Source organism: Vibrio satsumensis (assembly GCF_050337435.1).
GTDB lineage: Bacteria > Pseudomonadota > Gammaproteobacteria > Enterobacterales > Vibrionaceae > Vibrio > Vibrio satsumensis.
This window is the reverse complement of sequence record NZ_JAKJSX010000014.1, coordinates 1-12680: the sequence shown is the minus strand read 5'-3', so window position 1 is coordinate 12680 and position 12680 is coordinate 1. Positions and strand designations below refer to the sequence as shown.

The following is a 12680-nucleotide window of genomic DNA, read 5'->3' as shown; positions in this document are numbered from 1 at the left end:
AGTTGTTAGGCTCAAATCTAAAGCGCTTAAATAAGTAGACAGGGCAATTAGCTACCCTGTCTACAGACTGCTTTTGATGAATTAAGTTCGTTAATTCTTTAGCAATTGCACTGTACTAACGAAATTAGCTAGCAACAATGTTTAGAAGCTTACCAGGAACGAAGATAACTTTACGAATCGTTAGGCCATCTAGGAACTTCTTAGCGTTCTCATCGTTTAGACCAAGCTCACGAACTTGCTCTTCGGTTGCGTCTGCAGCAACTGTTAGTTTTGCACGCAGCTTACCGTTGATCATCACAACGATAGTCTTCTCGTCTTCAACTAGTGCTTTTTCGTCAAACGTTGGCCATATTGCTGAGTCTACGTTTGATTCGCCAAGAGCAATCCACATTTCGTAAGAGATGTGTGGAGTCATTGGGTAAAGCATACGAACTACTGCTTTTAGCGCTTCATCAAGAATGGCACGATCTTGTACTGACTCTTGAGGTGCTTTCGCTAGCTTGTTCATCAGCTCCATGATTGCAGCGATAGCTGTGTTGAACGTTTGGCGGCGGCCAATATCGTCCGTTACTTTCGCGATAGTCTTGTGGATATCACGACGAAGTGCTTTTTGGTCGCCAGATAGCGCAGAAGCATCAACAGATTCAGCTACACCTTTAGAAGAGTGAGCGTGAACCAATTTCCAAACACGTTTAAGGAAACGGTTAGCACCTTCAACGCCAGACTCTTGCCACTCAAGCGTCATGTCTGCAGGTGATGCAAACATCATGAATAGACGTACTGTATCAGCGCCGTACTTGTCTACCATCTCTTGTGGGTCGATACCGTTGTTCTTAGACTTAGACATTTTGATCATGCCTGAGTGTTCAACTTCGCGGCCTTGAGCGTCGACTGCTTTTTCGATGCGACCTTTACCGTCACGTTCAACCGTTACGTCAGTCGGAGCAATCCACTCTTTAGTGCCTTTTTCGTTTTCGTGATAGAACGCGTCAGCCAGAACCATACCTTGACATAGTAGTTGCTTGAACGGTTCGTCAGACGTTACGTAACCAGCGTCACGTAGAAGCTTATGGAAGAAACGAGAGTAAAGTAGGTGCATACAAGCGTGCTCGATACCACCAACGTATTGGTCAACTGGCAGCCAGTAGTTTGCTTTCTCTGGATCTAGAATGTCGTCTGCTTGTGGTGAACAGTAACGAGCGTAGTACCAAGAAGATTCCATGAACGTATCGAACGTGTCAGTCTCACGTAGAGCAGGTTCACCGTTGAATGTTGTTTCAGCCCAAGACTTGTCAGCCTTGATTGGGCTCGTTACGCCATCCATAACTACGTCTTCTGGAAGAACAACAGGCAGTTGGTCTGCTGGTACTGGGTGAACTTCACCGTCTTCAGTGGTTACCATTGGAATTGGAGCACCCCAGTAACGTTGACGAGAAACGCCCCAGTCACGTAGACGGAAGTTTACTGTTTTCTTACCTTTGCCTTCTGCTTCAAGCTTCGCAGCAATTGCATCGAATGCTTCTTGGAACGCAAGACCATCGAATTCGCCAGAATCGAACAGTACACCTTTCTCAGTGTAAGCCGCTTCAGACACATCTAGTTCAGAACCGTCTTCAGGTTTGATTACTGGGATGATATCGATGCCGTACTTAGTTGCGAACTCGTAGTCACGTTGATCGTGAGCAGGAACCGCCATTACCGCACCTGTGCCGTAATCCATAAGTACGAAGTTTGCTACGTATACAGGAACAACACGACCGTTAAGAGGGTGGATAGCCGTTAGGCCAGTATCCATACCTTTCTTTTCCATCGTTGCTAGTTCAGCTTCAGCAACTTTAGTGTTACGACACTCTTCAACGAATGCAGCAAGTTCTGGGTTGTTCTTCGATGCTTTCTCTGCAAGAGGGTGACCTGCAGCGATACCAACGTAAGAAACACCCATTAGTGTATCAGGACGTGTTGTGTACACTTCTAGTGGCGCTTCTTCGCCGTTAACAGCGAAAGACAGCTCAACACCTTCAGAGCGGCCGATCCAGTTGCGCTGCATGGTTTTAACCATTTCAGGCCAGCCTTCAAGGTTGTCTAGATCGTCTAGTAGCTCTTGAGCGTACTCAGTGATTTTGATGAACCACTGAGGAATTTTCTTTTGTTCTACCGGAGTATCACAACGCCAGCAGCAACCGTCTTCTACTTGCTCGTTTGCCAGTACAGTTTGGTCATTTGGACACCAGTTCACAGAAGAAGTCTTCTTGTAAACTAGGCCTTTTTCGTAAAGCTTAGTGAAGAACTCTTGTTCCCAACGGTAGTACTCTGGAGTACATGTTGCGAATTCACGGTTCCAGTCGTAACCAAAGCCTAGAAGCTTAAGCTGGTTTTTCATGTACTCAATGTTTTCGTAAGTCCATGGCGCAGGCGCTGTGTTGTTTTTAACAGCTGCGTTTTCTGCAGGTAGGCCGAATGCATCCCAACCAATTGGCTGCATTACGTTTTTGCCTTGTAGACGTTGGAAACGAGATACCACATCACCGATGGTGTAGTTACGCACGTGACCCATGTGCAGTCGGCCACTTGGGTAAGGGAACATAGAAAGACAGTAGAATTTTTCTTTGTTTGGGTCTTCACTTACAACGAAAGTTTCGCTGTTATCCCAGTGTTGTTGAACCTTTTGTTCAATCTCTTGCGGGTTATATTGTTCTTGCATCGATGGTATCCGGTTATCTTGGAATTTGTGAGTTCGGTTAGAACAGAATCTTACAGATCGTCATAGAATACCTAAAGGAGCTGAGTACAACAATAGTTATACCCTTCATACTTGCAGTTGCTGCCTAGTAGATTGTGTAATTTTCACTGAATTTCGCAGGGCAACTATACTTAAGAGTATGAATTGCATTTGTTTGTGAGCGGGAGTGCATTGCGGCGCATCCGTTTGCTCGCTTCAAGGTTGGTTATCTTAAGGAGGTTGTTATGCCGAAGAAAAAAGCACTCTATGAAGAAGTTGTTGAAGAGGTCATCGAAACGCTGAAGCATAGTCCTGAAGAGCTCAACAACAAAATCGAAACGTCAGGCAAGTATGCGAAAGCAGCCAACGACATGACCAAAGATGAATTATCGCTGATTTCAGCCTACGTGAAGTCGGACTTGAAAGAGTTTTCTGAAAGCTATGAAGAGAGTAAAAGCGGTCCATTCTATTTGATGATTGCAGACTCTATATGGCAAGGTCTTCTAGACATAACCGATCGAACGAAAGTTGAATGGGTTGAGCTGTTCCAAGATCTTGAACATCAGGGCTTATATCAAGCGGGTGAAGTCATTGGGTTAGGCACCTTGGTATGTGACGAGTGTGGCCATCAAACTGAATATAACCACCCAACCAATATCATTCCATGCATTAAATGTGGCTCTACAGGGTTTAGCCGCAAAGCACTTAAGCCGTAAACATGTAATTAACTTCAAACCGCGGCAATAAAAAAGGGTTGACCCACCAGTCAACCCTCGAATCTAAAATCACTTTTCGTCGAATCTAGCTCTTTGGCTGTCTTATTAGCCAACCAATCACCAAGCTGAGCATTGCCCAAATATACAGTGGCCAAGTACCTACTGTGTGATAAGGCGTTTGCCCATCCGTTGAAATGAGCTCGGCTTTTAACACTGCCGTTTCGAACTGAGGTATTTGCTTGATGATGTTGCCTTTGTAATCGGTAACTGCCGTCACACCATTGTTGGTAGAGCGAATAAGCGGCTTACCAAGCTCCAGAGCGCGCATTTGTGCGATTTCCATATGTTGTAATGGCCCAATAGAACGACCAAACCACGCATCGTTAGAGAGTGTGAGGATAAAGTCAGTCTCATCAGTCACATTCTGTCTAACTTGATCATTAAAGATGATCTCATAGCACAACGCTGGCGCTAAGTGGCGTCCATTTGCCACGATGTTTGGTTGAACAAAATCACCACGGCTGAATGATGACATCGGCAAATTAAAGAATGGTGCTAACGGGCGTAGGATATCTTCAAACGGGACAAACTCACCAAATGGCAATAAGTGATGTTTATGATAGCGTTCGTCTGGATCGTAGCTGTACTCACCATATGGGTTCACGCCAAGTGAAAGAACACTGTTGTAGTATTTCTTATCTTCAGACTGATTAAGCACGCCTGTGATGATAGAGCTGTTGTTCATCTTCGCTGCGCTATCTAAGTTACGTAGGAAAGAAGGAATCTCTACCTCAAACGCAGGGATAGCGGCTTCAGGCCAGATGATGATATCAGCGTCCCAATTTTCTCTGCTTAGGTCGGTGTACTTCATCATGGTTGGCCAACGATGACTTGGTAGCCATTTGCTATCTTGATCGACGTTGCCTTGTATTAAAACGACTGACGTGGTTTTTTCAGGGTTCGGCGTTACCCAATCGATGTTGCGAATACCAAAGCCAGTACTAAATACGACCGCAGGAATAACAGCGATACTCCAGGCTCTATTGATAACAGCATAAGCAAACGCTGATGCTGAAACAATGATCGCTAGAGTTACTAACTCTACGCCGCCAATCGGTGCAAAGGACCCTAATGGCGAATCGATTTGGCTGTAGCCTAACCAAAGCCAAGGGAACCCTGTCATTACCCATCCACGTAGCCAATCACTGATTAACCATAGTGCAGGTGCTGCGAGGAAAAAGCGGCTTAGATTATTAGCAGGGAAGAACTTGTTCAAACTCCAAGTAAATAGACCTGAATAAACAGCTAGGTAGCCAACAAGTAATGCCATCAAAAATAGGTTAGCTGCCAGTGGCATACCACCAAAACCATCAATGCTGACGTATACCCAGCTGATACCTGTCGTGAATTGACCTAAACCCCATCCGTAGCCAATCCAAAGCGCACTTTTAGGAGAGCGGTTATGAATCAGTAACAGCAACAAAGCTGGGCTGAGAATAGCAAGAGGCCATATAGAGTATGGAGCGAATGAAAGGGTGGTTATAGCGCCAACAAAAACGGCCGCAAGCGGCCGTAATAGGCGATGAATAAAAGTCTTAGTCATCTAATTTCTGTCATCTCTTTAGAGAGAAGTTGTTATTCTTCGATAGTCGGAAGAGGTTGCTCGTCAGGAATGGTTACCTGTAGCTGAATCACACGGCGGTTATCTGCTGATGTTATTTTGAAATGGTAGTTTTCAATCTCTACAATTTCGCCACGAACAGGCAGGTGACCGAGTGCGGTCATAACCATACCGCCTACCGTATCCACTTCATCGTCACTAAAGGTAGTGTTAAACGTATCGTTGAACTCTTCAATAGTGGTTAAAGCTTTTACAGAGAAGGTATGCTTACTCAGCTTACGAATATCTAGCTCTTCTTCATCGTCGAACTCGTCTTCAATTTCACCAACGATTTCTTCGAGGATATCTTCAATGGTTACTAGGCCAGAAACTCCGCCAAACTCATCGACAACGATAGACATGTGGTAGCGCTCTTCTTGGAACTCTTTAAGCAGGCGATCTACTCGCTTACTTTCAGGAACAACCACAACAGGGCGAATCACTTGTTCGATATCAAATGGGGCACTTTCTGAACCCAAATACTTAAGTAGGTCCTTTGCTAATAGAATGCCTTCAACATGGTCTTTATCTTCACTGATCACTGGGTAGCGAGAGTGTTGAGCATCAGTAATAAGCGCAATCAATGTATCTAAATCATCGGTGCGTTCAACTGTAACCATTTGAGAGCGAGGCAGCATGATATCGCGTACTCGCATCTCTGAAATTTCCATAACACCCTCGAGCATGTCGCGCGTGTCATGGTCAATTAGGTCATTAATTTCTGAGTCGCGGATTACATCCACGAGCTCTTGGCGATCTTTTACTTCACCTTGAAATAGTTGGCCTAGGCGTTCAAAGAAGGACTTTCTACTCGGACCTTCAGATTTTTTACTTCCCTCAGAAGTGGGGGGGTTACCTTCGTTCATGATTTCTCAAAAAATAACGCTATCAGAAGTGTGATAGCACACGTTACAACTCAGATTCCTGCGGAAATCGCAGGTTCGATGAGTTATTGTTTCTCTGCAACCTACTTTACTAGAATCAGTTTACTTTTCTAGAATATAAGGGTCTTCAAACCCCATAGATTGCATGATTTCTGTCTCGAGTGACTCCATCTCTTCAGCTTCATCATCTTCGATATGATCATAACCTAGCAGATGCAGACTGCCATGTACAACCATATGAGCCCAGTGTGCTAGCAGAGGCTTACTTTGCTCTTCTGCTTCTTTTTCGACAACTTGGCGGCAGATAATGAGGTCGCCAAGTAGATCTAACTCGATCCCTGGAGGAGCCTCGAATGGAAAAGACAACACGTTAGTTGGCTTGTCTTTGCCACGATATTCATGATTGAGCTGGTGGCTTTCTTGTATATCAACGATACGAACCGTCAACTCAGCGTTCTCTTGAAACTGAGGAATTGTCTTGTCCAGCCAAATCTGAATATCTTGCTCAGTTGGAAGACCTTGCTCATTTTCGACCGCTAATTGCAGGTCTAGTTCAATAGACATCTATTTATCACCTTGCTCTGCAATTACAGAGCTATTTTGTGTTGCTAATTGTGTCGTAACGGCCTGCTGAGCCTCAAGAAGTTTGGCTTCGCGCTCTTCACGTTTACGCTTTTCAAACTCTTTGCGTTCTTTCTGGTCTTTCGCTTCCCACTTCTCGTAGGCGTTGACGATTCGAGCAACTACAGGGTGACGAACGACGTCTTCAGACATGAAGAAGTTAAAACTAATGTCATCCACTTCACTGAGCACTTCAGTCGCATGGCGTAAGCCTGACTTTGCACCACGAGGTAAATCGATTTGCGTAATATCACCAGTGATCACAGCACGTGAATTAAAGCCGATACGGGTTAAGAACATCTTCATTTGTTCTACCGTGGTGTTTTGGCTCTCATCAAGAATGATAAACGCATCATTCAACGTACGACCTCGCATATACGCCAGTGGTGCAACTTCAATCACGTTACGTTCAATCAGCTTCTCGACTCGCTCAAAGCCAAGCATCTCAAACAGTGCATCGTAAAGTGGACGCAAATATGGGTCTACTTTTTGGCTTAAATCACCCGGTAGGAAACCAAGCTTCTCACCAGCTTCAACAGCAGGGCGAGTCAGTAGGATTCGGCGAACCTCTTGGCGCTCAAGTGCATCAACTGCTGCAGCAACGGCTAAGTATGTTTTACCTGTACCGGCTGGTCCAATACCAAAAGTGATGTCATGAGTGACCATGTTCATTAGGTATTGTGCTTGGTTTGGCGTACGAGGTTTGATGACGCCTTTTTTAGTCTTAATGGTCACTTCTTTGCCGTAGTTTATTTCAGACTCGACGTGTTGCTCCAAAATGCCAGACTCGGTGATCGCCAGATGCACTTGTTCTGGTTCGATATCGATTATGTTGCCTTTAACTGGAGCCGTTTCAACATAGAGGTGTTTGATGATGTCTAAAGCTGCGGCTGTCGTGTGAGGCTTACCGACAATCGTAAAAAAGTTGCTACGGTAATTAACCTCAACGCCCAGACGACGCTCAAGATGTTTGATGTTGTCGTCGAATGGCCCGCATAAACTTGCCAAGCGCTTGTTGTCTGCTGGCTCTAGATTTATCTCTAAGGTAACGATTTTATTGCTCAAATTAGCCTCTCATTTTGTGCCACTCACTCTTAAATAAAAAAAAAGAGCAAAAAGCCCGATTTAGACCGGGCTTCTGATGGTGATATCCCTATTTCTAAGATGGTCACTTAGTTAGGTAATTTCAAGCTTTGTGTTTGCGCTTTGTGCTCAAACAGTTGTATTGCCTATGGCGTAAATGTTGCTACACCTAGCTCGTCTTCACGTTTTGTTTTTTCCATCATTTCTGCTGGAGTCATAACAACGCGTAGCCCCATGTCTTTTTCTGTACGAACTAGCTCACCACGTAGTGAGTTGGTGTAAACCTCAGTGATCTTCACATCTACGAACTGACCGATTAGGTCTGCAGAACCTTCGAAGTTCACAACACGGCTGTTTTCTGTACGGCCGCGAAGTTCCATTAGGTTCTTTCTTGATGGGCCTTCAACAAGGATACGTTGCTCTGTGCCTAACATTAGACGCGAGAAACGCATTGCTTGTGTGTTTACCGTTTGTTGCAGTTCGTACAGACGATCTTTCTTCTCTTGTGCTGGTACATCACATGGGTAATCTGCTGCTGGCGTACCTGGACGAGGAGAGAAGACAAAGCTGAAGCTCATATCGAAATCAACTTCTTTAATTAGCTTCATTGTATCTTGGAAGTCTTGTTTAGACTCACCAGGGAAACCAACAATAAAGTCTGAACTGATTTGAATGTCAGGACGAGCTTTACGCAGTTTACGGATAATAGATTTGTACTCGATCGCCGTATGTGGACGCTTCATCATTGTAAGAATACGGTCACTACCACTTTGTACTGGCAGGTGAAGGAAGCTCACTAGTTCAGGTGTATCTTTGTAAACGTCAATGATGTCGTCACCAAACTCAAGCGGGTGGCTGGTTGTGAAACGAATACGGTCGATACCATCGATAGAAGCAACAAGACGAAGCAGTTCTGCGAATGAACAGATATCGCCTTCGTGTGTTGGACCGCGGTAGGCGTTTACGTTCTGACCCAGTAGGTTAACTTCACGTACGCCTTGCTCTGCAAGTTGAGCAACTTCGAACAGTACATCATCCATCGGACGGCTAACTTCTTCACCACGCGTATATGGTACAACGCAGTAAGTACAGTATTTAGAACAACCTTCCATAATAGAAACGAATGCTGTCGCGCCTTCAGCTTTTGGCTCTGGCAGATTATCGAACTTTTCGATTTCTGGGAAAGAGATGTCCATTACTGGCTTTTCGTTAGACAGTGATGATTTAATCATCTCTGGCAAACGGTGCAATGTTTGTGGGCCAAAGATAACGTCTACGTATGGTGCACGTTGACGAATGTGATCACCTTCTTGAGTCGCTACACAGCCACCCACACCGATCACCACACCTTCTTTTTTATCTTTCAGCGTTTTCCAACGACCAAGCTGGTGGAATACTTTCTCTTGCGCTTTTTCACGGATAGAACAAGTATTCAATAGTAGTACGTCTGCTTCCTCAGGTACTTCAGTTAGCTCATAGCCATTTGCAGCGTTAAGCAGGTCGGCCATTTTTGATGAATCATATTCATTCATCTGACAGCCCCAAGTTTTAATTAGCAGTTTCTTACTCATTATATGTTCGCTCGATCGTTAGTTTAATTTAAGGGAGCAAATCGCCCATTATTCATCCACTAGCCCTGTTTGTCATAATTCGGTATTCAATTTTATGACAGGCTCTAGCGGCAAGCGGCGTATTGTACTGGTTTCAAAACCGACTGACTAGTAGTCTGAACAAATCTCTTATGTAGTGGTTTTTATTATCGTTAACGCCATATGCCATAAGGGATAACCCTTTTTTCGAATAAGGTTTTTGGTTACAAGTTAGTTATGAAAAAGTACAATCAAAAACAGTCAAAGAATCAAACTGATAAGTACAAAATATGAACAGTTACGATATTGTAGTAGTCGGTGGCGGCATGGTTGGTGCAGCAACAGCAATTGGTTTTGCAAAGCAAGGTCTGAGTGTTGCGGTGATCGAAGGTTTTGCTCCACAAGCTTTTGATGAGTCACAAGCGATGGATATTCGTGTTTCCGCTATTTCTCAAGCATCGGTCGATTTGCTTAACGATCTTGGCGCATGGCAACACATAGAAGCGATGCGAGTATGTTCTTATAAGCGCTTAGAGACGTGGGAGCACCCAGAATGTCGTACTCGGTTTGATGCAGAGTCACTTGATTTGCCTCGTTTAGGCTACATTGTTGAAAACCGACTCATTCAATTGGGCTTATGGTCTCAGTTTGATGCTTATGAAAATTTAGAACTGTTATGTCCAGAAAAGCTCGATGAGATTGAGTTTGGTGAAACCAATATCGTTAAGCTTCAATCAGGGGGAGAGCTATCCGCGAAGTGGGTGGTTGGTGCTGATGGTGCGAATTCAGCCGTTCGTCAACAAGCTGGAATTGGTATTACGGCTTGGGATTATCGACAACACTGTATGCTTATCAACGTAGAAACAGAACAGCCTCAGCAAGATATTACTTGGCAGCAATTCCTACCAAGTGGCCCTCGTTCATTTTTGCCTTTGTGTTCTCTAACCTCTGACGATCAAGAAGTCGGGCAGGGCTCGTTAGTTTGGTATGACTCTCCACTGCGTATCAAGCAACTGTCAGCAATGACCCCTGAAAAACTACGTAACGAAGTACTTACTCACTTTCCTAAAGAGTTAGGTGATATCAAAGTCTTGAATTCGGGGTCTTTTCCTCTGATACGACGTCATGCTCAATCATATTCGAAGAATAACTGTATTTTAGTCGGGGATTCTGCGCATACGATTAACCCATTGGCTGGGCAGGGTGTTAACTTAGGCTTCAAAGATGTATCAGTACTGTTGCATTCCACCAAAGAAAAGGGTGAATTGAATCAGTCTGTAGCAAGACGCTATGAAGTGATGAGAAGAGGCGACAACCTAATGATGCAGAGTGGCATGGATTTCTTCTACAAGACATTCAGCAACGACATTGGTCCGCTCAAGTTTGTACGTAATGCTGCGCTAAAATTAGCAGAAAACTCTGGGCCGATTAAAACTCAAGTATTGAAATACGCCTTAGGTCTTTAATTTATTAGTTCAGGTTATCTATATAGAGAAGGAGAGCAGATGCTCTCCTTTTTTGTATGGTGTTGAATGTTATAGCTGCTGTGTAACGCAAACTGGTGCGTCGATCTCTAAAGAGTATCCTGTATAAACCAAAGACCCATCCTCATTATCTCGCTTGAATGAGGTGATGTTGTTGGAGTGTTGGTTTGCTGCGATAAGCCATCGTCCGCAGTCAGTAATATGAAAATCACGAGGGAAGCTGCCTTCAGTATTATAGCTATCAATAAAAATAGGCATTTTCGTTGTAGGCTCGATTCTGAAGCAACTGATCATCGATTGGTGTCGACATGATACATAGAGGAATTGCTCATCCGGCGATAGCTTTATTGCAGCTGTAGCCTCTCCTTTTTCCACATTTGGGAGCGCGTCAATCTCTTCGACAATACTCCAGTTCCCAAGAGTTTTTTCCATCATCAGTATCGTTTCAGAGAGCTCACAGATCACATAGGCTTTGTCTTCATCTTTATTGAAGACGAGGTGACGAGGTCCATTGCCCGCAGGAACTTTAATAGATTGCATAGGTTCGTCTAGAAACTCTTCTTGCTCTTCATCAAAGCAATAGAAGTTGATTCGATCAGCACCAAGGTCGACGGTGACAAATTGTGGTGAATTTTGTAAGAACAGACATTGATGAGCATGTGGAGCTGTTTGGCGTTCTTTGTTAGTCCCTGAACCCACCATAGCAATCGTTTTGAGTCGCTTATCGATATTGCCATTAATACTTAAACTAAAAATATCGAATGAGCCGGATGAGTATTGAGACGTAATAGCAAATTTGTGGCTAGGATCAATTGCGATGTGGCAAGGGTGAGCACCAGCGATAGTGCCGGAGTTCTTAACCGCCTTTGAGTTAGGGCTAGGTATATGAATTAACTGTGGCTGTTTTGGCTGATCAACTTCAGACGCGGTATAGATACCAAGCTCGGTTGCTACGACAAAAGACGGGTTAGTGCACTCTGCAACGAGATCTAAAGGTAATAGCTTTCCGTTTTCCAAGTCTAATTGAGCCTGATATACGCCTTGGCTTTTACTTGGCGTATCCGTGTAGCAACCGATCGTTAAAGTGAGGTTTTTCATAGGGTAGTCATACTCAATTAGAAAATGGAGCAGACATTGTCTTATAAAAAAGTCATGAAGTGATTAGATAGGGAGAAATACTTGGTGACGGGGTTATCAGATTTGCATATTCCAGATAAAACAAAACCCAGCTAAAAAGCTGGGTTTCATTCAATGATGGTGCGGTCGGAGAGACTTGAACTCTCACACCTCTCGGCGCCAGAACCTAAATCTGGTGCGTCTACCAATTCCGCCACGACCGCAGCAAATCTTTATAGTTATATCGACATTGGTGGTTCGAAATAACGTTGTCTTCTTGTTTCAAAGAAAAAGTGGTGGCTACTGCGGGATTTGAACCTGCGACCCCATCATTATGAGTGATGTGCTCTAACCAACTGAGCTAAGTAGCCATAATAAATCTAATAGATTCACTATTTGTTCTCTAATGAAAGAGAAATAATGGTGCGGTCGGAGAGACTTGAACTCTCACACCTCTCGGCGCCAGAACCTAAATCTGGTGCGTCTACCAATTCCGCCACGACCGCAGCAAATCTTTATAGTTAAATCGACATTGGTGATTCGATGTAACGTTGTKCTCTTRGTTAACTACTTAAGTAATCAAACAAAGAGTTTAAATAGTGGCTGGGCTACCTGGATTCGAACCAGGGAATGCTGGCATCAAAAGCCAGTGCCTTACCGCTTGGCGATAGCCCAACAATGATATCACTTAAGATATCTAAATAATGGTGCGGTCGGAGAGACTTGAACTCTCACACCTCTCGGCGCCAGAACCTAAATCTGGTGCGTCTACCAATTCCGCCACGACCGCAGCAAATCTTTATAGTTA

Annotated in this window: 9 protein-coding genes and 5 tRNA genes; 2 read left to right on the top strand and 12 right to left on the bottom strand. The window is 44.2% G+C overall.

The features are described 5' to 3' along the window. Window positions 1-124 precede the first annotated feature (124 nt). Window positions 125-2701, bottom strand: a complete 2577-nt coding sequence (gene leuS, locus L4C44_RS17970; protein WP_428805507.1) for a leucine--tRNA ligase — start codon at window positions 2699-2701, stop codon at window positions 125-127. A 263-nt stretch (window positions 2702-2964) separates the two neighbouring features. Between leuS and L4C44_RS17965 the strand changes: the two genes are divergently transcribed. Beyond that, on the top strand, window positions 2965-3435 hold the full coding sequence (locus L4C44_RS17965; protein WP_012603380.1) for a zinc ribbon-containing protein: 471 nt from the start codon (window positions 2965-2967) through the stop codon (window positions 3433-3435). A gap of 85 nt (window positions 3436-3520) precedes the next feature. On the opposite strand, the gene lnt is transcribed toward L4C44_RS17965, so the two are convergent. From lnt to miaB, 5 genes are all read right to left on the bottom strand, one after another. Next, window positions 3521-5038: an apolipoprotein N-acyltransferase gene (lnt, locus tag L4C44_RS17960; RefSeq protein WP_285954347.1), complete on the bottom strand. Its 1518-nt coding sequence runs from the start codon at window positions 5036-5038 to the stop codon at window positions 3521-3523. A gap of 32 nt (window positions 5039-5070) precedes the next feature. After that, on the bottom strand, window positions 5071-5961 hold the full coding sequence (gene corC, locus L4C44_RS17955; protein ID WP_050646992.1) for a CNNM family magnesium/cobalt transport protein CorC: 891 nt from the start codon (window positions 5959-5961) through the stop codon (window positions 5071-5073). Between the two features lie 120 nt (window positions 5962-6081). After that, on the bottom strand, window positions 6082-6543 hold the full coding sequence (ybeY, locus tag L4C44_RS17950) for an rRNA maturation RNase YbeY (RefSeq protein ID WP_146491396.1): 462 nt from the start codon (window positions 6541-6543) through the stop codon (window positions 6082-6084). Continuing rightward, window positions 6544-7665 (bottom strand): PhoH family protein, encoded by a 1122-nt coding sequence (locus tag L4C44_RS17945; protein ID WP_146491397.1) that lies wholly within the window; start codon window positions 7663-7665, stop codon window positions 6544-6546. A gap of 164 nt (window positions 7666-7829) precedes the next feature. Beyond that, window positions 7830-9254, bottom strand: a complete 1425-nt coding sequence (gene miaB / locus L4C44_RS17940; RefSeq protein WP_060983373.1) for a tRNA (N6-isopentenyl adenosine(37)-C2)-methylthiotransferase MiaB — start codon at window positions 9252-9254, stop codon at window positions 7830-7832. 308 nt (window positions 9255-9562) lie between these two features. On the opposite strand from miaB, the gene L4C44_RS17935 reads away from it, so the two are divergent. Beyond that, window positions 9563-10738, top strand: a complete 1176-nt coding sequence (locus L4C44_RS17935; RefSeq protein ID WP_146491398.1) for a 2-octaprenyl-3-methyl-6-methoxy-1,4-benzoquinol hydroxylase — start codon at window positions 9563-9565, stop codon at window positions 10736-10738. A 69-nt stretch (window positions 10739-10807) separates the two neighbouring features. On the opposite strand, the gene L4C44_RS17930 is transcribed toward L4C44_RS17935, so the two are convergent. From L4C44_RS17930 to L4C44_RS17905, 6 genes are all read right to left on the bottom strand, one after another. Beyond that, the gene (locus L4C44_RS17930; RefSeq protein WP_428805506.1) at window positions 10808-11854 is read right to left on the bottom strand and encodes a lactonase family protein; all 1047 of its coding nucleotides are present in this window, start codon (window positions 11852-11854) and stop codon (window positions 10808-10810) included. Between the two features lie 157 nt (window positions 11855-12011). Next, window positions 12012-12096, bottom strand: a tRNA-Leu gene (locus L4C44_RS17925). Between the two features lie 70 nt (window positions 12097-12166). Next, a tRNA-Met gene (locus tag L4C44_RS17920) sits at window positions 12167-12243 on the bottom strand. A gap of 50 nt (window positions 12244-12293) precedes the next feature. Beyond that, window positions 12294-12378: transfer RNA gene (locus L4C44_RS17915), tRNA-Leu, on the bottom strand. Window positions 12379-12472: 94 nt separating this feature from the next. Then, window positions 12473-12547: transfer RNA gene (locus tag L4C44_RS17910), tRNA-Gln, on the bottom strand. 30 nt (window positions 12548-12577) lie between these two features. Beyond that, a tRNA-Leu gene (locus tag L4C44_RS17905) sits at window positions 12578-12662 on the bottom strand. Window positions 12663-12680 lie beyond the last annotated feature (18 nt).

What these genes read in the sequence shown, in the direction of transcription:
- leuS (WP_428805507.1), bottom strand. Translation starts at nt 2,701, where the DNA reads ATGCAAGAACAATATAACCCGCAAGAGATTGAACAAAAGGTTCAACAA.
- L4C44_RS17965 (WP_012603380.1), top strand. Translation starts at nt 2,965, where the DNA reads ATGCCGAAGAAAAAAGCACTCTATGAAGAAGTTGTTGAAGAGGTCATC.
- lnt (WP_285954347.1), bottom strand. Translation starts at nt 5,038, where the DNA reads ATGACTAAGACTTTTATTCATCGCCTATTACGGCCGCTTGCGGCCGTT.
- corC (WP_050646992.1), bottom strand. Translation starts at nt 5,961, where the DNA reads ATGAACGAAGGTAACCCCCCCACTTCTGAGGGAAGTAAAAAATCTGAA.
- ybeY (WP_146491396.1), bottom strand. Translation starts at nt 6,543, where the DNA reads ATGTCTATTGAACTAGACCTGCAATTAGCGGTCGAAAATGAGCAAGGT.
- miaB (WP_060983373.1), bottom strand. Translation starts at nt 9,254, where the DNA reads ATGAGTAAGAAACTGCTAATTAAAACTTGGGGCTGTCAGATGAATGAA.
- L4C44_RS17935 (WP_146491398.1), top strand. Translation starts at nt 9,563, where the DNA reads ATGAACAGTTACGATATTGTAGTAGTCGGTGGCGGCATGGTTGGTGCA.
- L4C44_RS17930 (WP_428805506.1), bottom strand. Translation starts at nt 11,854, where the DNA reads ATGAAAAACCTCACTTTAACGATCGGTTGCTACACGGATACGCCAAGT.